At 68.8% G+C, this 24,698-nt stretch carries 20 protein-coding genes; 7 read left to right on the top strand and 13 right to left on the bottom strand.

The window, feature by feature from the left end; all coding sequences use genetic code 11:
• Positions 1-74: 74 nt before the first annotated feature.
• Entirely contained in the window at positions 75-281 is a 207-nt protein-coding gene (locus tag ACIOTO_RS16455; protein WP_400858621.1) for a DUF3499 family protein, read from the bottom strand.
• 77 nt (positions 282-358) lie between these two features.
• On the opposite strand from ACIOTO_RS16455, the gene ACIOTO_RS16450 reads away from it, so the two are divergent.
• Positions 359-787: a hypothetical protein gene (locus ACIOTO_RS16450; RefSeq protein ID WP_231481666.1), complete on the top strand. Its 429-nt coding sequence runs from the start codon at positions 359-361 to the stop codon at positions 785-787.
• 30 nt (positions 788-817) lie between these two features.
• Here the strand turns inward: ACIOTO_RS16450 and ACIOTO_RS16445 are convergent, their stop codons facing one another.
• The 4 genes from ACIOTO_RS16445 to manA form a co-directional block, all read right to left on the bottom strand.
• A complete protein-coding gene (locus ACIOTO_RS16445; protein WP_400858620.1) occupies positions 818-2,200 on the bottom strand; it encodes a DUF5719 family protein in 1,383 nt (460 codons plus the stop codon).
• Positions 2,197-5,226 carry a glycosyltransferase gene (locus tag ACIOTO_RS16440; RefSeq protein ID WP_400858619.1) on the bottom strand — a complete coding sequence of 1,010 codons (3,030 nt, stop codon included), beginning with the start codon at positions 5,224-5,226 and terminating at the stop codon, positions 2,197-2,199. Before ACIOTO_RS16440 ends, ACIOTO_RS16445 begins: the two co-directional genes overlap by 4 nt.
• Before the next feature lie 101 nt (positions 5,227-5,327).
• The gene (locus ACIOTO_RS16435) at positions 5,328-5,648 is read right to left on the bottom strand and encodes a WhiB family transcriptional regulator (protein ID WP_400858618.1); all 321 of its coding nucleotides are present in this window, start codon (positions 5,646-5,648) and stop codon (positions 5,328-5,330) included.
• 162 nt (positions 5,649-5,810) lie between these two features.
• Positions 5,811-6,941, bottom strand: coding sequence for a mannose-6-phosphate isomerase, class I (gene manA, locus ACIOTO_RS16430; RefSeq protein ID WP_400858617.1), 1,131 nt, complete (start codon positions 6,939-6,941; stop codon positions 5,811-5,813).
• Positions 6,942-7,009: 68 nt separating this feature from the next.
• Here manA and ACIOTO_RS16425 point away from each other — a divergent pair, with 68 nt between their 5' ends.
• A complete protein-coding gene (locus ACIOTO_RS16425) occupies positions 7,010-8,425 on the top strand; it encodes an O-antigen ligase family protein (RefSeq protein ID WP_400858616.1) in 1,416 nt (471 codons plus the stop codon).
• Positions 8,422-9,720 carry an O-antigen ligase gene (locus ACIOTO_RS16420; protein WP_029261985.1) on the top strand — a complete coding sequence of 433 codons (1,299 nt, stop codon included), beginning with the start codon at positions 8,422-8,424 and terminating at the stop codon, positions 9,718-9,720. The genes ACIOTO_RS16425 and ACIOTO_RS16420 overlap by 4 nt, the downstream gene beginning before the upstream one ends.
• 39 nt (positions 9,721-9,759) lie before the next feature.
• Here the strand turns inward: ACIOTO_RS16420 and galE are convergent, their stop codons facing one another.
• Positions 9,760-10,749, bottom strand: coding sequence for a UDP-glucose 4-epimerase GalE (galE, locus tag ACIOTO_RS16415; protein ID WP_400858615.1), 990 nt, complete (start codon positions 10,747-10,749; stop codon positions 9,760-9,762).
• A 148-nt stretch (positions 10,750-10,897) separates the two neighbouring features.
• Between galE and ACIOTO_RS16410 the strand changes: the two genes are divergently transcribed.
• Genes ACIOTO_RS16410 through ACIOTO_RS16400 form a run of 3 tightly spaced genes read left to right on the top strand, consistent with a single transcriptional unit; the run spans position 10,898 to position 14,375 of the window.
• Positions 10,898-12,808 (top strand): glycosyltransferase, encoded by a 1,911-nt coding sequence (locus ACIOTO_RS16410; RefSeq protein ID WP_400858614.1) that lies wholly within the window; start codon positions 10,898-10,900, stop codon positions 12,806-12,808.
• Positions 12,805-13,767: a glycosyltransferase gene (locus ACIOTO_RS16405; protein ID WP_400858613.1), complete on the top strand. Its 963-nt coding sequence runs from the start codon at positions 12,805-12,807 to the stop codon at positions 13,765-13,767. Before ACIOTO_RS16410 ends, ACIOTO_RS16405 begins: the two co-directional genes overlap by 4 nt.
• Before the next feature lie 2 nt (positions 13,768-13,769).
• Entirely contained in the window at positions 13,770-14,375 is a 606-nt protein-coding gene (locus ACIOTO_RS16400; protein ID WP_400858612.1) for a hypothetical protein, read from the top strand.
• 31 nt (positions 14,376-14,406) lie between these two features.
• Here ACIOTO_RS16400 and ACIOTO_RS16395 read toward each other — a convergent pair whose 3' ends face one another.
• The 7 genes from ACIOTO_RS16395 to ACIOTO_RS16365 form a co-directional block, all read right to left on the bottom strand.
• Positions 14,407-15,141, bottom strand: coding sequence for an ABC transporter ATP-binding protein (locus tag ACIOTO_RS16395; RefSeq protein WP_376104702.1), 735 nt, complete (start codon positions 15,139-15,141; stop codon positions 14,407-14,409).
• Positions 15,141-15,959, bottom strand: a complete 819-nt coding sequence (locus tag ACIOTO_RS16390; RefSeq protein ID WP_400858611.1) for an ABC transporter permease — start codon at positions 15,957-15,959, stop codon at positions 15,141-15,143. Before ACIOTO_RS16390 ends, ACIOTO_RS16395 begins: the two co-directional genes overlap by 1 nt.
• A 10-nt stretch (positions 15,960-15,969) precedes the next feature.
• A complete protein-coding gene (gene glf, locus ACIOTO_RS16385) occupies positions 15,970-17,106 on the bottom strand; it encodes a UDP-galactopyranose mutase (RefSeq protein ID WP_400858610.1) in 1,137 nt (378 codons plus the stop codon).
• A 33-nt stretch (positions 17,107-17,139) separates the two neighbouring features.
• Complete coding sequence (locus ACIOTO_RS16380; RefSeq protein ID WP_400858609.1) at positions 17,140-19,167, bottom strand: acyltransferase family protein; 2,028 nt, start codon at positions 19,165-19,167, stop codon at positions 17,140-17,142.
• 64 nt (positions 19,168-19,231) lie between these two features.
• Positions 19,232-20,536, bottom strand: coding sequence for a nucleotide sugar dehydrogenase (locus ACIOTO_RS16375; protein ID WP_400858608.1), 1,305 nt, complete (start codon positions 20,534-20,536; stop codon positions 19,232-19,234).
• A 37-nt stretch (positions 20,537-20,573) separates the two neighbouring features.
• Positions 20,574-21,659, bottom strand: a complete 1,086-nt coding sequence (locus ACIOTO_RS16370; RefSeq protein WP_400858607.1) for an acyltransferase — start codon at positions 21,657-21,659, stop codon at positions 20,574-20,576.
• Positions 21,656-22,882, bottom strand: a complete 1,227-nt coding sequence (locus ACIOTO_RS16365) for a glycosyltransferase (protein ID WP_400858606.1) — start codon at positions 22,880-22,882, stop codon at positions 21,656-21,658. Before ACIOTO_RS16365 ends, ACIOTO_RS16370 begins: the two co-directional genes overlap by 4 nt.
• A gap of 128 nt (positions 22,883-23,010) precedes the next feature.
• Here ACIOTO_RS16365 and ACIOTO_RS16360 point away from each other — a divergent pair, with 128 nt between their 5' ends.
• Complete coding sequence (locus ACIOTO_RS16360) at positions 23,011-24,519, top strand: cell wall-binding repeat-containing protein (protein ID WP_400858605.1); 1,509 nt, start codon at positions 23,011-23,013, stop codon at positions 24,517-24,519.
• The last annotated feature ends 179 nt before the right edge of the window (positions 24,520-24,698 follow it).

The following is a 24,698-nucleotide window of genomic DNA, read 5'->3' as shown; positions in this document are numbered from 1 at the left end:
GCACGCCTGGAGTCAGCGTACCCAAAAAATGATTTCCGGGTATAGCAAAGGCGACCGCGTGTCGGGGGCCTTCCTCAGACCCGAAGCGCCTCGTGCCGCACGACGAGCCAGCCCGCGGGCACCGAGAGCCGATCGGCGTGCGGGGAGCACAGATCATGCGCCTGCGGGTCGTTCGCGGCGCCGAGCGGACCGAGCGCCGCCATCTTGTCCCCATAGTCGTAGGTGAGGGTGGCCACGGCTTCTCGCGCGCAGCCGACCTTCGAGCACAGTCGTCCGTCCATCTCCGCCAGCGTACGGTCGCGCGCATCCGAGCCGGGGATGCCGCGCCGCACACGTCGGCACGGCCTAGACTTTCGACATGCCCCGTCGCCGCACCGCTCACGCCCCCGCCGCACCACGGCGCGGCGCGCGGCACGGCCGCCACGGGCGTCTGGGTCGCAGCGAAGTCGTGCGCCCGCCGCTTGCGCCGCTCGACGGCCGTCTCGATCGCTTCGACCTGACCGTGGGCACTGCCGTCGAGTTCCTACGCGGGACGTGGCCAGAGCTGCAGGACGTCAGGTTCGAGATCGGGGCGATTCCCGCATTCGACGCTGCCGATGCGGTACCGCGCTGGTACCTCGATCGGGAGAATCGGCGCATCGTGCTGTTCCGGCTGCCCATCGAGCGGCTCCTGCCCCCGGGGCACGACGACGCTCCGCACCGCCGGATGGCGATCGAGAGCGCCGTGTTCCGGGCCGCCGCGGAGTACGTCGGCCGTGAGCCGTGGGACCTCGGCCACGAGCACTGAGCTCGCGGGGCCTTCACCCCCGGGAACTGATCAGGGGTAGACCGCGATCGCCTTCTCGACACCGGCACTCGGCTGCACCGGCAGCACGGCGAGCGCGCCCGGAGCGGTGAGCGCGACCGCGGCGTGCACCGGGCCCGTCGACTGCATCCGATAGGTCGCACCGGGCTCGACATCGATCCCGGCCGTCGCGCCTGCGGCGATCAGGACTTCCTGGGATGCTCCGCCGTCGAGCGACTCGATCGCCACCGTGGCGTCCTCATCCGACGAGTTCGCCAGCTGGAGTCGTCCCGGCGGACCCGACGGCACCGCGAACACCACCTCGCCATCGACCTCCGGTGCCGGGGTGACCCACGCGAAGTCGGCATCACGGCCGAAGCCGTCCTGCTGGCGCAGCGCGGCCACGACCGGTTCCTCCGAGTCGACCTCGACGGTGTAGCGGCCGGGTTCGAGACCGCTCAGCGAGACCTGAGCGGGGAGGTCGGGTTCGAGCGGAACCGTGAACTCGTCCGCTGCAGAACCGGCGCCCTCCGCGACGACCCGGACCTGAACACGTGCGTCCGCGCCGGGCGAGAGCAGGCGCAGAACCGCCATCTCGTCGTCGTCCCCGTCAGAGGCGAACACCTCCACTCCGGTGAGCACCAGCTTCTGCTGCGCGCCGGGCACCGCGTCCTGCAGGTCCATGCCGGCGGGGTCGAGCACCTGGGTGAGCGACGACTGCAGCACCGCACGGACCGGAGCCCCGGTCGCATCGACGCGGACGACGGGCGCGGTGTCGCCGGCGGCGATCGACGTGAGCGGCAGCGCGGTCTGCGTGCGCGCGGGCACGATGACCGTGCGTGCGCTTCTGGTCTCGCCGTAGACCGACAGCGTCACGGTCGAGGGGACCTCCGCGGCATTGGTCAGGGTGACGATGTCCTCGGTGCCGGTGGCGGTGCTCCCGCCGACGAGCCAGGAATTCAGTCGGGGGACTCCACAGGCGGCGGCCGCGAATCCGGAGAGGTCGTCCGTGGCGAGAGTGATCGACTCCGCGGCGGCGATCAACGGTGCCGAGCGTCCTTCGACAGCGCCCGTGAGAACGCGCACCTCGCCCGCGTCGGGAAGATCCTGCACCGTCAGACCCGCCGAGGACGGATCGCCCGACGTTCCGCCTGCCGTGAGGGTCGGCGACCCCGCAGCGCTCAGCGCCAGCGGATCCATGGCGTCCCGTCCGAGCGCGCGCAGGTCGCCGTTGCACACCAGGACGCTGTCTCCGGGGAGCGGCGTGACGTCGACGCGGGCGGCATCGTGCCGGATGACCGGCCACGGTGCGTGGACCGCGGCGACGATCCCGACGACGCAGGCGGCGATGACGGCGACTCCGGTGGCGAGGCGAGCACCCGTCGCGGCGACCTTGAATGCGCGCGAACCACTCATCGGTCCCCCTCCCCTGTCGTCTCGGCTCTCTCGTCGTCGCCCCCGTCGGATTCCGCGTCGACGGATTCCGAAGGCTCCTGGGCGATGGGATCGGGCTCGGCGATCGGAACCAGCGCCTCGTCGTTCAGCGCGGCCTCGTCCTGCGGCTCCTCGATCGCTCCGACCGGCGTCTGCTCCTCGAGCGAGACCTGGTCCTCCGCGTGCCGAGGCAGGATCATCGGCTCATCCGGCGCGCGGCCGACGATGCGGGATTGCGCTCGCGCCGCGCGACGCGAGGCCCTGGTCGGGATCGACAGCAGCAGCGCCACGAAGACGGCCAGCAGCTGGATCGTCAACACGAGGCGAGCGGTTCCCTCCTGAGCGGAAGTCAGTGTCGGTGGCGCAGCGATCTCGGCCTCCAGACGCCAGAGCACTCCGCGATCGCTCTCGCCTGCATGAACCAGGCCGGCGCGCTGATCGATCGAGGCGACGGCCGCGGTGCGCAGAGCGCGAGCCTTGTCTCCTTCGCTCCCGGACAGCTCCGAGAGCAGCACGTAGCTGATGCCCTTCGCAGCCAGCTCGCCCGGAGCATCGAAGTCGCGGGCGGAGAGGAGATCGACGGCGAGCGTCGCGATGTCGTCCCCCTGCGGCTCGACGGCGGTCGAAACCATCGTGGTCTGGGATCCGAGCGTCTCGCTCGCCCCCCAGACCACCTCGACCGCGAGTCCTCCGTCGTTCTGCGGAGTCATCACGAGCGTCGCGAGCGGACGGTCCCCTGCGGCTTGGGCGGCGACGTAGGCGGGAAGCGTCGATTCGGGGCCGTTCGTGAGGACGGACCGACCGACGTGGAGGGCGGTGAGTGCCGGTACGGCGCAGATTCCGAGCGCCACCGCTGCGACGACGGCGGAGAGGACCCGCAACCTCGGAAGCGTGATGGCGGTGTCCAGCGTGACGAGCGCGGCCCCCACGACCCCGACCCAGGCCAGGCTGAGCCCTGCGCCGGGCCAGATCGCCACTCCGGTCCCCTGCGCGAAGCTCACCGTGATGCCGACGGCGAGGAACGCCGTCGCGAGGCCTGCCAGAGCGACGACGAGCAGAGTGATGCCCGCGCGCCACCGGGGGGCGACGGCCGCGCCGAGGGCGAGCAGGGCCATCGGCGCACACAGCACCGGAGCCCACGCCGCGATCGGCGCGGGAACGAACCACGACCACCCCGCGAGGTCCATGGTGGGGAATCCGGTGGCGAGCGCCAGCCGACCCGCGGCGTCGGCGGCCGCCTGTGGTCCCGCCCACACCAGTCCGGGATCGCCCAGGATCGCCAACGGCGTCCCGTGTGCGAGCTGCCAGAAGACGAGTGGAGCGAACAGTGCGGCCGTCGGCACGAGCAGCCACAGCAGACGTCCGGCCCCACGGAACTGCGCGGTGCCGAGCACGATACCCACCGCCACGACCCACAGCAGCGCGAGTGCGGGCGCCAACGACGGAGCACAGGCGACCACGGCAGCGAGCAGGAGGGAGGCGCTTCCGGCCGCGCCCCAGGAGCGGTGCGCCACCACGGCGGAATGGAAGAGCCATGGCAGCAGGAGGTGCACCAGCACGGCGCTCGGTCGGCCGTCGACGAGCGCAGTGAGGAAGGTGGGCGCCAGCGCCCACGCGACACCGGCGAAGATGCGAAGCCCCGACCGGTCGGTCACTCGCGTCGCAGCGAACCAGCCTCCGAGGACGGCGAGCGGAAGCGCGAGAATCCACAGCAGCACCATCACGAACGACGGTCCGGCCGGCCACAGAGAGCCGAGCACAGCCACGACCGCGGCGAACGGGTCTGCCGGGCCGACGAGGCCGATCCCCGTGCCGCGAGCGCCCCACGCCGCATCGCTCCAGAGCGCCGAGACGGTCTGACGCAGCGGCAGCAGCGCGCCGCCGCCGAGGGCCGGCCACGCGAGCAGGGTCGTGAAGGAGGCGACGCTCACGACGAGCGCCGCGAGCACGGCCCATGCACCGCCGCCGGAGAAGAAACGCAGTTCGCTGACGGCACCGCCTTCACTGCCATGCCCGTCATCGAGACGCCGGCGCAGATCGGACGACGTCACCCGTAACGGCGCGATGCTCGCCCACGTGGAAGAGCGGAAGGCGCGGATGCGCGAGCGGGACCGCGCGACCGCGCCGACGCGCAGCATGGCGGTGAGGGCTGCCCCCCACTCGGGGAGCACCGCTTCCGGCCGCTTGCCGACGAGATGCGTGATGGAGCGCCACAGCGCGAGCGGGAGCAGGCTGAGCCAGTGCAGCGGCACGGCGCCCGCCGGGGCGTACGCGAGTCGCCGGTGCAACTGCGCCAGCCGGGTGACGTAGGCGCGACGGGATCGGCCGGAGGGCAGCGCGGCGGGACCGCCCGGCGCCGCGGAGACCCGCGCACTCGGTGAGAGCACGAGCCGACCGCCGCCCAGGCGCGCACGGACGCCCAGATCGAGGCCTTCGTCGGCGCCGGCGAGCGCGGGATCGGGTCGCAGCGCGTCGCGGACCTCTCCGCGGATGAGGACGCCGCGCACGTCGGAACCGAGCGCGTCGTCCATGCGGTCGTGCTGTCCCTGGTCGAGTTCCCCTGCCGCGAGTTCGACCGAGCGACCGAACGTCGTCATGCTGACACCGAGTGAGACGATCTCCCGATCGTTGTCGGTCGCGACGAGCTTGGGAGCGACGATCGCCGCGGAGGGCGAACGCTCGAGCGTTCCCCGGAGCCGCTCCAGCGCCCGCGGATGCGGAGCCGTGTCCTGCGCGAGCAGCCAGATAGCGGAGCCTGCGTTCACACGGGGACGCGCGAGCTCCACCGCCTCAGCGAACGAGGTCGTCGTGCGAGCTTCGATGATCCCCTCGACGACGGCCGCGACGGCTTCGCTCTCGCGCAGGGAAGATGCATCGCCGCACATGACGAGCGTCACCGCCTCGGCGGGCGAGGTCTGGGAGCGAACGGCTTCGAGAGTGCGGAGGAGTTGCGCGCGGGACGAGGATCCGGGGCGCGCGACGATGATTGCGTGAACTCGGGCTGGCATGACGTCGTCAGCCTATGCGTGTCAAGACCTGCCCTGGAGCAGTGGATGCGGCGCGCCTGCGAAGCGATGCGGCCGCAGCCCGCGGCGACCGGCTCAGCCGATCAGCTGGCGCGACGCTTGAGCTTGCGGCGCTCGCGCTCGGAGAGTCCGCCCCAGATGCCGAAGCGCTCATCGTTGTTGAGCGCGTATTCGAGGCATTCGCCACGCACGTCGCAAGTGGTGCAGATCCGCTTGGCGTCTCTGGTCGATCCGCCCTTCTCCGGGAAGAAGGCCTCAGGATCCGTCTGCGAGCAGAGGGCGTCGGCCTGCCAGGCGAGGGCGTTGTCGTCGTCGGCGACGTCCGTGCGTCGCACCCCGGGAACACCGAGGTTGATCGGATCGACGAACCAATTCTCCGGTACGTCGGAACGGTATCCCGTCATCTCGATCTCCAACCCTGTCTCCGCCCCCCGGCGGGCCGTGCGCATGACTAATTACACCCGTGTCATTCGCTCCGGTCAAGTCGCGGATCGTAAACCCTCAATACGGTCTTGAAGGTTCATGACGATCCATCGGCGTGTCGCGGCGCGGCGAGCGCGCGGCGTTCAGCGCCCCGGTCCGGCCACGAAGGCCTCGCCCTCGCCGGACACGGTGAGCATGCTCTCGTCGCCGCCCGCGAAAGCCACGCTTCCCACGGGGACCTGCACTTCCTCGCCGGACGAAGAGGTGACCGTGATGGCCCCTGCGGTCGCGAGCACCATCGTCGGTCCCGAGACCTCGACCGTGATCGGAGCACCCTCCACCGTGACCCTGCTGAGCGCGAAGTCGGGCACGGGAACCGGATAGACCGTGACCGCGTCGCCCTCCGCAGGCCGCAGCACCGGGACCTCACCGGGCGTCGGGTCGAGGATCGCCAGCAGCTCGGGGACGTCGATGCGCTTGGGAGTCAGCCCGCCGCGAAGCACGTTGTCGCTCGCCGCCATGATCTCGACGCCGAGACCTGACAGGTAGGCATGCAGAAGGCCGGCGCGCAGGAACACGCCCTCTCCTCGTCGCAGCACGACATGGTTCATCAGCAGCGCCACGACCACCCCAGGATCGCCCGGGTAGTTCGCCGCCACGCCCGCGATGGCACTCAGCGTCGTGCCCCACTCCCCCGTGTCGGTTCGCTCCGCTGCCCGCACCACCGCGGCGATGATCTCGTCGACCTCTCGCTGCACGTCGCCTCCGAGCAACCACCCGATGGCATCCCGCAGCTCATCGGCTCCGCCCCCGAGACGGGCGCGGAGCTGTGCAACGCCGTCGCTGTCGTCCAGCAGGTCCAGCAGAGCGAGCGTGTCCTTCACCGGGCGCAGGCCGCTCAGCGATTCGAACCGCTCGCTGAGAGCCACGATGAGTTCGGGTTTGTGGTTGTCGTCGCGATAGTTGCGCTGCGGATCGTCTGCGGTGAGCCCGCTCTCCCTCGCCCAGCCGTCGCGCGCCTGCGCGATCGTCGGATGCACCTGGATCGAGAGCGGCCCGCCCGCGGCGAGCAGCTTCAACAGGTACGGGAGCGTGCCGCCGGTGATCTGATCGAGGGTACCGCCGCCCGCGACGTCCGCGGGGTCGCCGGGATGATCCCCGAACCACACCTCCGCCTCGGGGGCACCGGTCGGCGTGCGCCCTTCGAGTCCGGCGAGGAGGGAGTCGGATCCCCAGGCGTAGTCGCGGGGTGCGTTCGTGAGGCTCAGCAGCATGCCACCAGCGTAGAGCCGCACTGCGGCGTTCAGGCACGCGCCGAGCGCGGCGCGGTAGCCTGAACGCGATGGCCCAGTACACCAAGCACCCGGTGACAGCCCCGCCCTCGGCGCCGGAGCGCGAGTCGACGGGGCACCTTCTGCTGCGCGGTTATGTGATCCTCGTGCTCATCGTGACCTTCGCGCACACCGCGGTGTACAACCTCATCGGCATGGAGGGCGCCGCCGTCACCCTCGTCGTCTTCACTCTCGCGACGCTCGGCATCGGTATCCCGATGCTCGCCCGGAACCGCCCGCAGCCGTTCCGCTGGCGTCGCCTGCCGTGGACGGCGATGGGATACGCGACACTCGCCCTGGTCTCGGTCGCGTGGTCCCAATGGCGAGGACCGACACTGATCACCTGGGTGCTGCTCGCGGCCGTCACCGTGAACGGGCTGTTCATCGCCCACGTGCTCACCTGGCACGAGATCATCCGGGCCCTCTCGTCCGCCTTCAAGTGGATCCTCGGGCTCTCGCTGGCGATCGAGCTGTGGGTCTCACTCGTCCTGCACGGGCCGCTGCTGCCGAACTCCGCGACCGTGCCGGAGGGGGAGATCGACCCGCAGTGGTACTGGGTCAGGGACAACCTCTTCGACGGCGGACGGATCCAGGGGATCGTCGGCAACGCGAACCTGTTGGCGATCATCTCGCTGTTCGCGATCATCACCTTCGGCGTGCTGTTCGCCGCTCGCGCCCGCTGGCGCACGACGCTCGCCCTGTGGATGCTGCTCGCGGCGTACTTCCTCTTGCGTACGTCGTCGGTCACCGCCCTCGCGTGCGCGGCCGCCGCCGCGCTGGTCCTCCTCGTGGCGCTGCTGATGCGCCGCGCCCGCACCCCGGGCGCCCGCACGCGCATCTATGTGACGGCCATCGGCGGCACAGCACTGGCCGCCGCCGCCGTCTGGCTGCTGCGCGAACCGCTGCTCGGACTGGTCGGGCGCAGCTCCGACCTCACCGGCCGCTCCGACCTGATCTGGTCGAAGGTGCTCGAGCGGGTGCGGGAGCACCCCCTGTTCGGCAACGGGTTCTCCAGTCCGTGGATCCCGACGGACCCCGCCTTCGACCACTGGATCGTGGATCACGGCATCACGGTGTTCCACGCCCACAACATGTGGCTCGACGTGCTGTTCCAGCTCGGCGTGCTGGGCGTGATCCTGATGGGGATCGCGTACCTGAGCCTGCTGTGGCGCTCCTGGTTCTTCGCGGTCGACCGGCCCCGCTGGGATCTCCACGCCCGACGTCCCTTCTCTCCGCTGACCCTGCTTCCGAGCCTGTTCACCGTGGTGCTGCTGGTCCAGGGCTTCTCGGAGTCGACGCCGATCATGCTCTGGGGGTGGATGCTCCTGGTGCTCCTGTCCTTCAAGCTGAAGTCGGTGCCGCTGGTGGGCGTCGGGGAACGCGATCTGGTCTTCGAACGCGGCACGCGGCAACGGCGGGTTCCGTGACACCGGTCCGGCCGTTGGTCCGCCTGCTCGGCTCCGTGGAGCTCGCGCGAGCCTTCACGCTCACGGCGCTCACCGCCATCTTCGGCTCGTACGCGATCGGACGGATGACCTCGACGGTCACCCTGGCCACGATCATCGCGGTGCTGTGCGTGCTCGGCGCCGCGATCCTCTGGGTGCGCCGCGACGAGCTCTCCCCGCTGCGCATCGCTCCCTCGTCGCTTTTCGCCTTCCTGGGCTGGGCCCTGGTGAGCATGGTGTGGACGACGGACCGCTCGGACACGTTCTTCGGATGGATGTCGCTGTTCGGGTACGCATTCCTCGCGATCACCATCGGCCATATCCGCGACACACTGCAGACCGTGCGCGCCATCGGCGACACCCTGCGTGCACTGTTGGCCCTCTCCCTCGGGGTGGAGATCCTCTCCGGCATCCTGCTCGACGTGCCCTTCACCTTCCTCGCGATCCAGGGCGACCTCGCCGCCGGCGGCCCGGTGCAGGGCCTGTTCGGCAGCCGCAACATGCTCGGATTCGTCGCGGTGATCGCCCTGATCACCTTCGTGATCGAGTGGCGGACGCAGTCGGTGAACGCTCCTCTCGCGGTGGTCTCGGTCGGCCTCGCCGGGTCTCTGGCGTTCCTCTCGGCCTCTCCCACCGTGCTCGTGCTCGCGGTCGCGGTCGGCATCGTGACGCTCGCCCTCACGATCGTGCGGCACACGTCGCCGGCGCGGCGAAACCTCGTGCAGTGGATGCTCGGCGTCCTGGTGGCGCTCGCACTCACGATCGCGTTCGCTTTGCGCCATCAGATCATCGCCCTGCTCGATGCCGGATCGGACTTCTCGATGCGCGCGTCGCTCTGGAACACGATCCTCGACTTCGTCGCCCTCAAGCCGATCCAGGGCTGGGGGTGGTTCGGCGACTGGGCGCGCGGCGAGTACCCGTTCACCTACATCAACTTCCAACTCGACGACCATCACCAGAGCGCGCTGAACGCGTTCTTCGACGTGCTGCTCCAGCTCGGGGCCGCAGGGCTGGTGCTCTTCCTGCTCCTCGGCGGGGTCGCACTGATCCGATCCTGGCTGGTCGCGAGCGTCCGGCGGTCCGTGGTCTACGCGTGGACTCCGATCATCCTCGTCACTCTCGCCGTCGACTCGATGTTCGAGAGCTTCACGCTGGTCGGAGCCGGGTGGTTCATGCTCGTGCTGTGTGCGCTGCGCGCCGGACAGTCGCGCTCCTGGCGCGAGAACATCGATGCCGCCCACACAGGCGCGATCTCGACGCTGCGTTCGCTGGAATAGCCGACGAATCCTCTCACGGGACGAATCACCTCTTGCACCTCAGAGCGTGGCGCGCAGTTTCTCCGCCCAGGCGATCGCGTCGCGGACCCCGTCGTCGACCGACCGTTCGGCGTGCCACTGGAGCACCGCCGCAGCGCGGTCCACGATCGCGAATGCACCGGCCTGATCGCCGGGGCGGCGGTCGGTCTCCGTCACCGGAAGCGGCTCGCCCGTCACCCGCTCGAACGCCGCGACGAGTTCGCGCACCGTCACGCCGTCTCCCGTGCCGAGGTTGATCACCTGGTAGGGGTCGTCCGGCGTGGCGACCTCATCGAACTTCTGCACGGCCGCGACATGCGCGAGAGCGAGGTCCCAGACGTGGATGTAGTCGCGAAGACCGGAGCCGTCGCGGGTCGGCCAATCCGTGCCCGTGATGGTGAAGGCCTCCCCCGCCACGCGCGCCTGCATGATCTTTCCCAGCGCGTGCGACGGCGTCGGGTTCTGCAAACCCGTCCGCAGCCGGGGGTCGGCACCGATCGGGTTGAAGTAGCGCAGCGCGATCGCGCGGAAGTCCCCCGCCGTCGCGGCGTCATCGAGGATCTGCTCGACCATCGCCTTGGTCTTGGCGTACGGGCTCGACGGCGCGAGCGCGCCGCCCTCGTCCACGCCGTCGCCCGTCTCACCGGCGTAGACGGATGCCGAGGAGCTGAACACGATGCGCGGGATACCCGCGTCGCGCAGACGCCGCAGCAGCACGATCGTCTTGCCCACGTTGGCGTCGTAGTACCCGAGCGGGTCGGCGACCGACTCCGGCACCACGATTCGGGCCGCGCAGTGGATCACGGCGTCGATGTCGGGATGATCCGCCAACAGCGCCTCCACCACCGGGCCATCGGCGATGTCACCGACGTAGAGGTTCCGGCCTTCGCCGAAGGATCGAAGCCCGGTGGAGAGGTCGTCGAGGATGACGACGTCGATTCCGGCCTCGATGCACGCCGTCGCAACGGTTGAGCCAATGTAGCCGGCGCCGCCGGTGATCAGTACCTTCATCGCGGTCAGTCTACCCAGGGCATCCGAGGGGGCACGGGGCGACTCTCCGCAGATGCGAAGGTCATCGACGGTAGGCTACTCACTGCTCGTCGAGTCCCGCACTGTCCTCTGACAGTGGCCTGCGGCACCAACATCGGAGAACCTGCCAGTGGCCCACGTCCTTCAGAACGTCGTCTTCCCACTTGATCGCGACCCCGACCTTCTTCCGCTCTACGCCGACCCGGAGACCTGGTCCGTGATCGAGGACGAACCCGTCCGCGTCTCGAACCGCGCTCACCTCGGGAACATCCTCGGTCGGCATCGCGCCCGTATCGTGGCCGGGCGGCGCGTGTCGATGGGCACGTATTTCAACGCCTTCCCCGCGTCCTACTGGCAGCACTGGACGAGCGTCCGACAGGTACAGCTGACGGTGCGCACCACCGGGCCGGCGACGATCCTGGTGTACCGCTCCAACGGTTCCGGAGTCCGCCAGCGCGTGGCCACCCGCGAGGTGACGGGCGAGTCATCGACGTCGTTCGACCTCGAGCTCACGCAGTACAGCGACGGCGGCTGGATCTGGTTCGACATCGTGGCCGATGAGAAGCCCGCCGTGCTCGAGGGCGCGGAGTGGACGACCGACCAGGAGCCGAAGCGCACCGGCAAGGCCTCGCTCGGCATCACGACGTACAACAAGCCCGACTACTGCGTCGAGACCCTGCGGGCACTCGCCGCGTCGCCGGACGCTCTGGAGTTCGTGGATCGCATCTTCCTGATCGATCAGGGGACCCAGCTCGTCGCGGACCAGGAGGGCTACGACGACGTCGCGGCGAGCCTCGGCGAGACGCTCCAGGTCATCCGTCAGGACAACCTCGGCGGCTCCGGCGGATTCGCCCGGGCCATGCACGAGACGCTCCAGCGTCCGGAGAGCGACTTCGTGCAGCTTCTCGACGACGATGTGCGGCTCGAGCCGGAGTCGCTGCGCCGCTCCATCGTGTTCGGTCAGTACGCGACGACTCCGGTCCTGGTCGGCGGTCACATGTTCGACCTGCTCGACCGCCCGAAGCTGCACGGCTGGGCCGAGGTCGTCGACGAGCATCCGTTCATGTGGCGCAACCTGTACCAGGAGAAGATGCCGCACGACTTCGGCGTCTCGAACCTGCGGCAGTCCACGCTCCTGCACATGCGCATGGACGCCGACTACAACGGCTGGTGGATGTGCCTCATCCCGCTCGACGCGATCCGCAAGGTCGGCCTCTCGCTCCCCGCGTTCATCAAGTGGGACGATGCCGAGTTCTGCCTCCGTGCCGGCGAGGCGGGCTTCCCGACCGTGTCGATGCCGGGAGTGGCGCTCTGGCACATCTCGTGGGTGAACAAGGACGACTCGATCGACTGGCAGGCATATTTCCATGCCCGCAATCGCATCGTGGCAGGTCTCCTGCACTCCAACGCGCCGAGGGGCGGCCGGCTGCTCGTCCACAGCCGGCGCGTGGATCTGAAGCACCTCATGATGATGCAGTACTACCCCGTGGCACTGCGCGCGCAGGCGTTGCGCGACATCCTCTCCGGACCCGAACACATGCGGCGCAACCTGGCCACGGCCATGCCCGCCGCACGTGCCCTCGCCGCCGACTATCCGGAGACGATCGTTCACCGCGACCCGTCCGCCGTGCTGCACGCACGCCGTGGGCGCCAGGTGTACAAGCAGCTCCCGAAGAACGACCTGGACAGCCCGAAGGGGATGCGCCTGCGGTTGTTCACCCTCGCCACGCTGACATCGCACTTCCTCCACCGCCCGAACCCGGCGAACATCGCGCAGCCCGAGGTGGAGTTCGGCAAGGAGGATGCGCACTGGTGGCGCGTCCCGGCGTTCGACAGCGCACTGGTGAGCGCCGCCGACGGCTCCGGCAAGAACATCTACACGCGTGATCGCGGGAAGTACCGACGGATGCTGCGGGACACTGTGCGGCTGCATGCCGAACTGCGCCGGCGCTGGCCGGAACTGCAGAAGCAGTACCGCGAGGCGCTGCCCGATCTCGTGTCACCCCAGTCCTGGCAGCAGATCTTCGAGGAGAAGGCATGACCGCGGCGCCCGCTGCATTCGACCCCACGGCCGCGACGATCGTCATCGTCACCTTCAACCGCTCTCACCTGCTCTCGGGTCTGCTCACGAGCATCACCGCGATGGCCCCCAAGCCCGGCCACGTCGTCATCATCGACAACGCCTCGGCAGACGACACCACCGACGTCGTCGAGTCGTTCCGAGAGGACATCGGCACCGAGATCGTGTATCGGCGACTCGAGAAGAACACCGGCGGCTCCGGCGGCTTCAGCGAAGGCATGCGCACCGCGTACGAGCTCGGCTCCGAGTGGATCTGGATGATGGACGACGATGTCGAGGTCCTCACCGAGGGACTCGCGAAGATGGGCGCCTGGAGCAGCAGATTCAAGAGCATCCAGGGACGCCGCTTCGACTACGACGGCAGCGAGTTCTATTGGCAGTACCGCATCGCCGAGCGCATGGGCATCCCCATTCCGTTCGCTCCGTCCGGCTTCGACGAGACGGGCTACAAGGAGATGAACAGCGGATGCTTCGAGGGCATGTTCATCCATCGCTCGATCGTGCAGCAGATCGGCCTGCCCGACCCGCGGTTCTTCATCTACTGGGACGACCAGATGTACGGCTGGTTGGCCTCGCGGCTGACGACCGCGGTGATCGTCGACGAGTTCGTGCTGCGCCGCACTCGTGAGATCAAGCAGTGGGACATGGGCATCCGCCATATGAACGCGTCCAGCAATGCGTACCGCTACTACATCATGCGCAACCGCGGATTCATCAAGCAGTACTACCGCGTCCACGGCGTCTACAACCCGGTGCTCTTCGGCCTCGGTACCGCGGCGACGTTCTTCAAGGAACTCATCCGGCTCGTGTTCGTCGAGAGGACCGTGCGCGGCACGAGCAACCTCTTCCGCGGCATCCGTGACGGTGGCAAGGCCGGCCGGGACCGCAGCTGGCAGCCGATGCCGCCGCTGGAGGGGTGACGATGGACGAACCGCAGCCGGAGCTGCGCTGGGCGCCTCTGCCGCCGCAGCCGAAGAGGACCGGACGGATATGGCTCATCGTCGGTCTTTCCGTCGCCGCCCTCGCGATCGTGGGCCTGCTGCTGTTCTTCCTCCTGCCGCGGGGCGACGCCCCCGCGCCGTCTGAGTCCGCATCGCCGACGCCGACGGCATCTGTGACCCCCACGTCGACGCCCACACCGACGCCAACACCGACGGCCACAACCGCTCCCGAGCCGGAGCCGACGCCGGCCCTCACTCCTCCTCCCGCGACCGACCCCACCATCGAGGTTTTCCGCGGACAGGTGAGCGGGTGGCTGAACTCCGCTCCCCGCGGACTCGACATCATCGCGGGCGCCAGCGGGCAGGACGCTCTCCCCGTCGTCGACACCCTGCAGCAGGATGCGCAGCGACTGTCGGATGCGCAGGCGCCCTCATCCATCGCCTCGAAGTGGTACGACGGAGTGACGGACTACGCTCAGCGTCTCACGCAGCTCCAGGCAGCGATCACGAACGATTCCGGGGTTGCCGCGGCCGTCGATGCGGCACGGACGTCCGTCAACGCGCTACGGAGCCTGGCCGGGGTCTGAGCGGATAGTCGGTCAGCTCGTCGAGCTGCCGCTAGACCGCATAGTCGGCGTTGTAGCGGTCGAGCACCTCGGCGATCGGCGCATCGAGCGCCAGCGCTCCCTTGTCGAGGTAGAGCCCGCGGGTGCAGAACCGTCGGAGGTCGCGCTCGTTGTGACTGACGAAGAACAGCGTTCGTCCCTCGGCGAGCAGTTCGTCGATGCGCTTGTAGCACTTGTCACGGAAGGCCTTGTCGCCGACGGCGAGCACCTCGTCGACCAGCAGGATCGGCTCGTCGAGCTGCGACACGACGGCGAATGCCAGCCGGACCTTCATCCCGTTCGAGAGGTGCTTGTAGGGCGTGTCCTCGAACCCGGCGAGCTCGGCGAACTCGATGATGCCGTCGTAACGGCGCGAGACCTCCTCGCGCGACATCCCGTGCAGGCCCGAGGTCAAGCGCACGTTCTCCCGCACCGTGAGGTCTCCCACGAAGCCACCGGTGATCTCGATCAGGGGGGCGACTCCCCCGTTCACCGTGACCGTGCCCTCGTCGGGGAGGAGGACCTTGGCGACCAGGCGGAGAAGCGTGGATTTGCCCTGCCCGTTGCGCCCGACCACCCCGATCGACTCCCCCGGCTGCACCGAGAACGACACGTTGCGCAGCGCCCAGAACTCGCCGGGACGAGAGCGTCGCGAGGCTCCAGCGAAGAGATCCTTGAAGCTGCGGCTGCCGCGCCGGTTCCGACGGAAGTGGACGCCGAGATTCTGTACTTCGATCGCCGAGGACATCACAACTCCTTCAGCACGGGTCGCTCCAGGCTGCGGAAGGTCCAGATGCCGAGCGCGAGGATCAAGAGACTCATCAGGACGCTGATCGTCAGCGTGAACAGGTTCCACTGGTCGGGGAAGAAAGGCATCCGGTAGAGCATGAAGATGCCCGCAAGCGGATTGAATGCGCCGAGAGTCTGGAAGATGCCGGGAAGATCGGTCACGTTGTAAATGATCGGCGTCGCGTAGAACATCGCACGCAGGATCAGCGCGGTCGTGCGCTCGAGGTCGACGAAGAGCACGCAGAGGGGCGCCACCAGGAGCCCCAGGCCGATCAGCAGGATCGTCTGCAGCAGCACCGCCACCGGCAACCAGAGGATTCCCCAGCCGATGTGCACCGTCTGATTCGGATCGAGCTCAACGACCAGGTTCACGACGATGAACAGCACGAGAACCGGCAACGAGAACAAATACTCGATGCCCTTGCTGAGCACGATCCGATTCACCCAGATCGAACGCGGGATCGAGGTCGACCTGACGAGTCGGGCATCCTTCTTGAAAGCGCGGGTGAAGTCTGACACGGAGGCGTTGAACCACACCCACGGAAGCAGCGCACTGATCAGGAAGATGATGTAGGGCTCTTCGCCGACGTCGCGCTGGAAGATCTGTGTGAACACGAACCAGTAGATCGCGCTCATGACCAGCGGATCGAGTACGGACCAGAGGTAGCCGAGGAAGCTCGTCGAATAGCGGACCTTCAGGTCGCGGGCCGACAGCAGCCACAGGGAATGCAGATAGCGCCGGGGCGTCCCGGGCGCCCCGACAGCAGCGTGACTCACGATGTCGAGTCTAGGAGAGAGTGTTGTTCCAGAGCGACAGCGCCGAGCCGATGGCCATGTGCATGTCGAGGTACTGGTACGTACCCAGCCGGCCGCCGAAGTGGACGTCCTTCTCCCCCTTGGCGAGCTCGCGGTACGTCAGCAGACCCTCGCGGTCGGTCGGGGTGTTCACCGGGTAGTAGGGCTCGTCCTCGCGCTCGGCGAAACGCGAGAACTCGCGCATGATCACCGTCTTGTCCTGCTCGTAGACGTCCTTGCGCTCCGGGTGGAAGTGCTTGAACTCGTGGATGCGGGTGTAGGGCACGTCCATGTCCGGGTAGTTCATGACGCTCGTACCCTGGAAGTCGCCCACGTTCAGCACTTCCTGCTCGAAGTCGAGGGTGCGCCAGCTGAGGGCGCCCTCGGTGTAATCGAAGTAGCGATCCACCGGCCCGGTGTACACGACCGGGAGCTGACCGACAGTCGCCTTCTTGCTGAACGGCTGTGCGTCGTCGAAGTAGTCGACGCCGAGCTTGACCTCGATGTTCGGGTGGTCCGCCATTCGCTCCAGCCACGCGGTGTAGCCGTCGGTGGGAAGGCCCTCCCAGGTGTCGTTGAAGTAGCGGTTGTCGTACGTGTAGCGCACGGGAAGGCGGCTGATGATGTCGCCGGAGAGCTTCTGCGGGTCTGTCTGCCACTGCTTCGCGGTGTAGTCGCGGAAGAAGGCCTCGAAGAGGGGGCGTCCGACGAGGGCGATGCCCTTCTCCTCGAAGTTCGCGGCCGTCTTGGCATCGAACTCGCCCGCCTGCTCCTTGACCAGTGCACGTGCCTGGTCGGGCGTGTAGGCCGACTGGAAGAACTGGTTGATCGTGCCGAGGTTCACCGGCATCGGGAAGACGGTGCCCTTGTGCGTCGTGTAGACGCGGTGGACGTAGTTCGTGAAGCTGGTGAAGCGGTTGACGTACTCCCACACCGTCGCGTTCGAGGTGTGGAAGAGGTGCGCACCGTAACGGTGGACCTCGATGCCGGTCTCGGGCTCCGCCTCGCTGTAGGCGTTGCCGCCGATGTGAGGGCGGCGGTCGATGACGGTTACCTTGCGGCCGGCTTCGGCGGCGCGCTCAGCGATGGTGAGGCCGAAGAAACCCGACCCGACGACGAGAAGATCCATGTGCTCCATCGTATCGGCGTCTGGCTGAGAGCTTCAGCCAGCACGGATCCCCATGGCCTGCGCAAGCGGAGGCGCGAGCCGTCGGACGTAGTCGAGGTTGAGGTGATCGGCGTCGTAGTACACGACCACGCCCCCGATGACCGCGTAACAGCTGTCGGCATCGCAGAAGTAGGGATCGGCATCGAACGCGCGGATTCCCGGGATGTTCGCTTGCGCCGCCGCGACGAGGTAGGGATCGCGAGGCTGAGCCTCACCACGGGGCGCCGCGCACGCGAGTGGGTCAGCGGCATGCACGAGGACGCAGTCCGGCGAACGCACCTCACCGTTGAAGGGAACCCCGCCCAGCGCCACGACTGTGGTGCCCGCCTCCGCCCACTCCGTCCAGGTCCGCACGAGGCCGTCGACGAACTGCGCCTCCTGCGTGCGCCCCGTCCCGTCATCGACAAGCTGGACCCGGCCTGCGGATGAGGTGAGCACGTACTCCGGGCTCCGCCGCACGACGGCTTCACGGACCGCCGTCGACCAGGCTCTGCATCGCTCCTGATCCGCTGCCGGTGCCGGCTCCCGGAAGCCGATAAACGGCGCGTCGATGACCGGACACCCACCGCCGAAGGACATCACGACGGACCAGTTCTTCTGCCGTGCGAGGTCGAGTACGGCGCCCTTCCACTGCTCGGCGTGCGAGTCGCCGACGAGCCACACGGTGGTGGGTGGCTCCTTCCCTGTGCTGAAATCGCACTCCACCGTCGCGGTCCGGTCGCCGAAGGGCAGGATGTCCGGGCGGGCGAGACACTCCGCAGGCACATGGAAGTAGGAGTTCCGTGGGCCCATCACCACCTCTGCCGCCGGTCCGAACCGGTTCCCGCATGCCTCCGCCGGCGACATCGCCTGCGGACCCACGCACGCCTGAATGGTCACCGACACCGGTGGCACATCGGGACCAGCGCGGAGGTTACCCCCGAGCACCAGCGCTCCCCCGGCGAGCAGCACGATGCCCATACCGGCCAGCATGGCGAGGAAGGTCCGACGATTGGATGCCGCGATCAGACGCCACCGCTGTCCCGGTCGCTCGACGAACCGATACGTCAGCCAGGCGAGCACCAGTGCGACACAGAGGATGCTGATCTTCATCACCGTCGACGGTGAGGTGGCGAAGGCGAACGGCGCCAGGACGATGAGAGGCCAGTGCCAGAGGTAGAGCGAGTAGGAGACGTCTCCCAGCCATTGCACGGGCCGCAGCGACGTCAGCCGAGAGTGCCAGAGTTGCTGCGAAACGGTCCCTGCGGCGATGACTGCCGCCGTGCCGAGCACCGGGAGGAGCGCCCAGGCCCCGGGGAATGGTGTCGTGCTGTCGAAGACAGACGCCGACATCGCGATCGCCGCAAAGCCGGCGAGCGCGAACAACTGTGCCGCGAACTTCGGCAAGCGTCGGAGCGGAATCAACGCGAGGAGGCCACCGACACCGAACTCCCACGCCCGGGTGTAGGTGACGAAATACGCCTGGCTCGGGATCCAGGCGGTCGCGAGCACGCTCACGATGATTCCTGTCACGACGACGACGCCGAGGGCGATCGCAGCGACGACGCGCGGCGGCCAGGTCTTCCTCGCCGCCCACCACCAGGCGGTCAGGAGGAGCAGCGGCCAGACGAGGTAGAACTGCTCCTCGACCGACAACGACCAGTAGTGCTGTGCGACGGTCGCCTGATCGTTGATCGCCGAGTAGTTCACCGAGGCGGCCGAGAGGTACCAGTTCTCGACGTAGCCGGCACTCGCCATGATCTCTGCCCCGGCCCGCGTCCAGCGCGGGAACGGAAGAAAGACGAAGGTTCCGACGGCGCTGACCGTGAGTACCAGGAGCGCCGCGGGAAGCAGTCTCCGCACACGCCGGGCGTAGAAAGATGCCAGTGCTAGGCGTCCGCTCGCGGTCGCCTCACGGACCAGATGGCTCGTGATGAGGAAGCCGGAGATGACGAAGAAGACATCGACTCCGACATAGCCACCCGTCAGCCTGGTCGGCCACAGGTGGTTCAGAACGACGGCGAGGATCGCGACCGCGCGCAACGCCTGGATGTCAGGTCGGAACCCGGTCCGCGACGTCGTCGGCGCGGACCGCAGCTGTGTCAGCTCAGACCCCGGTGTTCGCCGCGCCGACGACGATGCGCGGCGTTCCGGCCCAGCGCGCGGGGTCCGTCGCCGCACGACCGTCCACGATGAGCTTGATGCCCGGCAACTGCGCCGGCGAGAGTTCCTTGTAGTCGGCGTGGTCCGTCTGCAGGATCGCCAGGTCGACCTCGCCGCCGATGGCGTACGGCTCGAACCCGAGACCGCGCAGCTCCTCGTCGGAGTACAGCGGGTCGTGCACGACGACCTCCGCCCCGCGATCCTTGAGTGCCTTGACCGTCGGGAAGACGCCGGAGAACGCTGTCTCCTTCACGCCACCGCGGTATGCCGCACCGAGGACGACGGCGCGCAGACCGCTCAGGTCGCCGAGGATGCCCTCTGCCTGCGCGACCAGACGCTCCGGCATCGAGGCGTTGAGCTGGCGCGCGACGCGGACGATGTCGGCGTCGGGATCGGTCGACAGGTACAGACGCGGGTACACGGGGATGCAGTGCCCGCCGACGGCGATCCCGGGTCGGTGGATGTGACTGTAGGGCTGGGAGTTGCAGGCCTCGATCACCTTGTAGACGTCGATGCCGTGCGATGCGGCGAACAGGCCGAACTGGTTCGCGAGGCCGATGTTGACGTCACGGTAGGTGGTCTCCGCGAGCTTCGCCATCTCGGAGGCCTCGGTGGTCCCGAGGTCCCACACGCCGTTGGGGTGCGGAAGGTCCGGGCGCTCGTCGAACTGCAGGACGGCTTCGTAGAACTCGCGTGCGCGACGGTTGCCCTCGTCGGAGAGCGCACCGATGAGCTTCGGGTACTTGCGGAGGTCCGCGAATACGCGACCGGTGAGCACCCGCTCGGGTGAGTACGCGACGTGGAAGTCGGTGCCTTCGGTGAGACCGGAACCGGCCTCGAGCATGGGGGTGAAGCGCTCGCGCGTGGTGCCGACGGGGAGGGTCGTCTCGTACGAGACGAGCGTGCCGGGCGTGAGATGCTCGGCGAGCGACCGGGTCGCGGCGTCCATGTACTTGAAGTCGGGTTCCCACGTCTCATCATCGACGAAGACGGGGGCGACCAACACGACCGCGTCCGCACCGGGAATGGCGTCCGCGTAGTCGGTCGTCGCACGCAGCCGTCCCGAGGGGACGAGCTCGGCGAGCTTCTCCTGCAGGTGCGCCTCCCCGGGGAACGGCTCCTGCGCCGCGTTGATGGTGTCGACGGCCTTCTGATTGACGTCGACACCGATGACGTCGTGACCGGAGGAGGCGAACTGGACGGCGAGGGGAAGCCCGATCTTTCCGAGGGCGACGACAGCAATGCGCATGGGTTCTAGTCTATGGGCGCCGCACAGCGCGAGATCGCTACACGAGGCGATCGACCCAGGGAATGCGCCGCAACGCCGCGACGAGCGCGAACGAGATCACGCACACCAGCACCCAGACCAGGAAGGTGACAGGCAGCACCTCATCGGTCGGCGTGAGCGCCGGAACGGTCCTCACCAGGTGGATCACCGCGAAGTGAACCAGGAACACGCCGAACGAGGCGTCGGACAGCACGCGCACGAAGCCGGCTGCTCGACCGGGCCGCCAATCGTGCAGCACGCTGATCGCCACTACGAACCATGCGAGCGCCACGATCGCGACGACCGGCCCGTAGTAGCTGATCGGGAAGAGCACCCCGAGCAGCGGCAGGTCCTCCTGCCGGCCATACTGCACGATCACGGAAGCCGTCCCGACAAGCGCGATTGCGGCCACCCCCACGAGCTTCCAGCCCCGCAGGACCGTTTCCCGGAGCGCCCATCCCGCCAGGAAGAACCCGACGTACGGCAGCCATTGCGTGAGCGCGGTCTGCGACAGCGAACGATCGTAGCCCGCGGCGGTGAGGACGTTGGAGGAGACCAAAGTCGCGACGGTCACCGCCAGCACGACCCCGGCGAACACGGCGGCGCGGCGCCGACCACCGTCGCGGAGGAACGCCGCGAGCACCGGTGCCACGACGTAGAGCCCGACGATCAACCAGAGGAAGTACAGGTGCGTGTAACTGCGGCCGTCGACGACGCCGAGCAGGAAGCCCCGCCAGTCCGCGAGCCGTCCCGCCATCACGCTGCTGACGACGAACACGTAGAACAGCGGCCAGAACACGAAGGCCGGCCCGAGGCGCAGCAGGCGGCGGCGGTAGAAGTCCGCCGGCCCCTTCGCGTATTGGCGCGGCTCCAGGATCAGCGCACCACTGATCATCACGAAGACGGGGACCACCCACACGAAGCCGAGATCGACGATGACGGCACCCCACCAACGGATGCTGCCGTGCACGGCGTCGTTGCCGACCATGTTCCCGAACACGTGGATGGCCACGACTCCGATCACCGAGACGATGCGGAGCACGTCCAGTGCCCATCGACGCTGGGGAACGGGCGCGGACGGCCCGCCGATCGTCGGGTCGGTCACGAATCCGCACCTGTGACGAGCCGCGCCGCCCTGGCACCGGTGGAGCGGACGTCGAACTCCGCCTCCCAACGTGCCCGCGGCGCGAACGTGCCGGCGGGCGCATCGACCACGGCGGCGAGCGTGGTGGCGACGTCCTCCGCGGTGGCGTCGAGCTCCACGAGCCGACCGGTGCCGTGCTCCTCGCCCACGATCTCGGGAGTCCCGCCGACGCGCGTCGCGACGATCGGGATGTCTCTGGCGATCGCCTCCATGATGCTCACCGGCACCCCCTCTGTCGTACTCAGGTTCACGAAGGCGTCGATGCGATGGGTGTCGTAGTACCGCAGGACGTCCGTGTTGGCGGTATGCCCCGCGAGCGTGACGGCGAGGTTATCCGGGGCATCGGCGACGCGGGCCTCTAGAGCCGCGCGCTCGGGGCCGTCGCCGAAGTGGATCCATTCGACCGGGCGCCCTGCGGCACGCGCGAATGCTGCGACCGAATCCCCGATGAGCGGCACTCGCTTGAGTCCGCTCAGGGTCGAGCACGACACCAGCACGACGGCGTCCTCCCGCTCGCCGCGTTGCAGGTCGTCGGGTCCGTCGACCCCGAGTCGGCTGACCACGACCTTGTCGGTGCGGACGAGCGAGGGGAATCGCTCGCGGAGGTACTCCCGTCCGTGCTCCGAGATCGTCAGGATGCGGTCGGCCTTCGCGTAGTAGTACGGCCGCGCGGGCAGATAGCCCGACGCCGCGCGCTCCTCGTACAGGTCGTAGCCGTGCACACGAGCGACCCGGCGACGCACCCCCCGCAGCCATGGCAGCGCCTGTCCACCGCCCATCCCCCAGAACGCGTACGCCACGACGTCATCAGCGCCCTCGATCGCGGTGCGCACGGCGATCCGGTCGGCCTGCGTCAATCCGATCCGCGCACCGAGCACGAAAGCGAGAGCGTTGCGGAACAGCCGTCCGGCCGTGAGCTCCTTCCACCCGGCCGCGACCAGCATCCGCAGCGCGTGCGGACGAAGGATGGCGCGCGGGCTGTCTTCCGGGGCGGGGAGGAAGAGGTTGGCACCGATCGTGACGTTGTCGGGCATCTCGACCAGTCCGGCAGACGTGTCGCGGGCGTGGCAGAAGATCACGACGTCGTCGAAGGCGTCCGCGAGCTCACGGATCTCCTTCTCGACGAAGACGACATCCCCCGTACGGTACGGATACTCGTTCGTGAACAGCAGCAGTCGCGTCATCCTTGCCTCCCCTTGCCGACGGTGCGCCATGGCACCGCGTTCCATCGTATGCTGGCCGCAACCGACCTCCATCGGCCGGACACGGCACTCCGTGCGTCCTCCAACCCTTCATCACGCACTGGAGCGTCATGACATCTGCCCTCACATCCCTCGTCACCGCCCTGGTGCTGGGTGCCACCGCGCTCGCGCCCGCCGCGATCGCCTCACCCGCGAGCGCGTCGGCGTCCGCGACGGTCTCATCGGTGGCGGCTGCCGCCGGCCCCGTCATCGAGCCGTTCCCCGAGGGGCTGACGCGACTCAGCGGCGCCGACCGGTACGCGGTCTCCGTGCAGATCGCTCGGAAGTACGCGCCGGGCGTTCCCGTCGCGTACGTGGCAAAGGGCTCTGACTTCCCCGACGCGCTGTCCGCCGCGGCGGCAGCGGCGCTCGAGGGCGGTCCGCTCCTGCTCACTCCGACGAACCAGCTGCACCCGTCCGTCGCCGCCGCACTGCGCGACCTGCAGCCGGAGCGGATCGTCGTCGTCGGTGGCACCGGGTCGGTCTCCGCGTCCGTTTTCACGGAACTCCAGCGCATCGCGCCCACCCAGCGCATCGGCGGGGTCGATCGGTACGAGGCCAGCCGCAACATCACCGGCACCGCGTTCCTCGGTTCCGAGGGGGCCACGACCGAGGTGTTCCTCGCCACGGGTCGCACGTTCGCCGACGCCCTCGCCGCGTCCGGGGCAGCCGGAAAGGCTCAGGCCCCGGTCGTGCTCGTCGACGGCACGCGCAGCACCGTCCCACAGGCAACCCTCGACCTGCTGAAGGATCTCGAGGCGACCACCATCTCGATCGCGGGCGGCGCCGCCTCCGTCTCGTCCGGCATCGAAGGCCAGCTCCGCTCCGCGGGGTACACCGTGCAGCGCTACGGCGGTGCGGACCGCTACGCCGTCGCCGCGGGGATCAACGCCGCCTACTTCGAGGTAGGCACGACCACCGGTTTCTTCGCCACGGGCCTGACGTTCCCCGACGCGCTCTCGGGGGCGGCCCTCGCCGGTCGTCTGGGCGCGCCGCTGTACGTGACGAGTCCCGCGTGCCTGCCCGAGCCCGTGCGCAGCGGCGCCGCGGCGCTGGGGCTGACCACGCGGGTCGTGCTCGGCGGCACGTCGTCCGTGAGCGCGACAGCGGCCGCGGGCACCGGCTGCCTCACGTCCGCGGCACCGAGTATCTCGGGTACAGCGCGAGTCGGATACTCCCTCACCGCGAACGCGGGGTCGTGGACGCCCGGCACGACCCTCTCGTACCAGTGGCTCGCGAACGGCGCGGCGATCAGCGGAGCGACCGGTCCCACGCTCTCGGTCACCACCGCGTATGTGAACAAGACGCTCTCGGTGCGCGTGACCGGCACCCAGCCCGGCTACACGACCGTCGCCCGCGTCTCGTCCGCGACCGCGCGGATCGCCTACCCCGACCGCACGCCGCCGGCGTCGTTCTCCACCTGCCCGGCATGGGCGCCGATCAAGGGCAACCAGAACAGCAAGGGCGAGTGGATCTATCATCTGCCCACGGGCCGCGACTATGCGAAGACGGACCCGGAGGAGTGCTTCCGCACCGAGGCTGCGGCACGCGCCGCGGGATACCGCGCCTCGAAGGTATAAGTGCGGTGGGGGGGCGGCGAGGCCCCCCCCCCCCCCCCCCCCCCCCCCCCCCCCCCCGCGGGCCCCCCCCCCCCCCCCCCCCCCCCCCCCCCCCCCCCCCGCCCCCCCCCCCCCCCCCCCCCCCCCCCCCCCCCCCCCCCCCGCGCCCCGGGGGGGTTTTTCCCCGCGCCCCGGGCCGT

The sequence above is a fragment of the Microbacterium sp. NPDC087592 genome, assembly GCF_044743585.1.
Taxonomy (GTDB): Bacteria; Actinomycetota; Actinomycetes; order Actinomycetales; family Microbacteriaceae; genus Microbacterium.
This window is presented reverse-complemented; position numbering and strand designations above follow the sequence as displayed.

Coding starts and splice junctions, on each gene's coding strand:
- ACIOTO_RS16455 (WP_400858621.1), bottom strand. CDS start 281: ATGGACGGACGACTGTGCTCGAAGGTCGGCTGCGCGCGAGAAGCCGTG.
- ACIOTO_RS16450 (WP_231481666.1), top strand. CDS start 359: ATGCCCCGTCGCCGCACCGCTCACGCCCCCGCCGCACCACGGCGCGGC.
- ACIOTO_RS16445 (WP_400858620.1), bottom strand. CDS start 2,200: ATGAGTGGTTCGCGCGCATTCAAGGTCGCCGCGACGGGTGCTCGCCTC.
- ACIOTO_RS16440 (WP_400858619.1), bottom strand. CDS start 5,226: ATGCCAGCCCGAGTTCACGCAATCATCGTCGCGCGCCCCGGATCCTCG.
- ACIOTO_RS16435 (WP_400858618.1), bottom strand. CDS start 5,648: ATGACGGGATACCGTTCCGACGTACCGGAGAATTGGTTCGTCGATCCG.
- manA (WP_400858617.1), bottom strand. CDS start 6,941: ATGCTGCTGAGCCTCACGAACGCACCCCGCGACTACGCCTGGGGATCC.
- ACIOTO_RS16425 (WP_400858616.1), top strand. CDS start 7,010: ATGGCCCAGTACACCAAGCACCCGGTGACAGCCCCGCCCTCGGCGCCG.
- galE (WP_400858615.1), bottom strand. CDS start 10,749: ATGAAGGTACTGATCACCGGCGGCGCCGGCTACATTGGCTCAACCGTT.
- ACIOTO_RS16405 (WP_400858613.1), top strand. CDS start 12,805: ATGACCGCGGCGCCCGCTGCATTCGACCCCACGGCCGCGACGATCGTC.
- ACIOTO_RS16400 (WP_400858612.1), top strand. CDS start 13,770: ATGGACGAACCGCAGCCGGAGCTGCGCTGGGCGCCTCTGCCGCCGCAG.
- ACIOTO_RS16395 (WP_376104702.1), bottom strand. CDS start 15,141: ATGTCCTCGGCGATCGAAGTACAGAATCTCGGCGTCCACTTCCGTCGG.
- glf (WP_400858610.1), bottom strand. CDS start 17,106: ATGGATCTTCTCGTCGTCGGGTCGGGTTTCTTCGGCCTCACCATCGCT.
- ACIOTO_RS16375 (WP_400858608.1), bottom strand. CDS start 20,536: ATGCGCATTGCTGTCGTCGCCCTCGGAAAGATCGGGCTTCCCCTCGCC.
- ACIOTO_RS16365 (WP_400858606.1), bottom strand. CDS start 22,882: ATGACGCGACTGCTGCTGTTCACGAACGAGTATCCGTACCGTACGGGG.
- ACIOTO_RS16360 (WP_400858605.1), top strand. CDS start 23,011: ATGACATCTGCCCTCACATCCCTCGTCACCGCCCTGGTGCTGGGTGCC.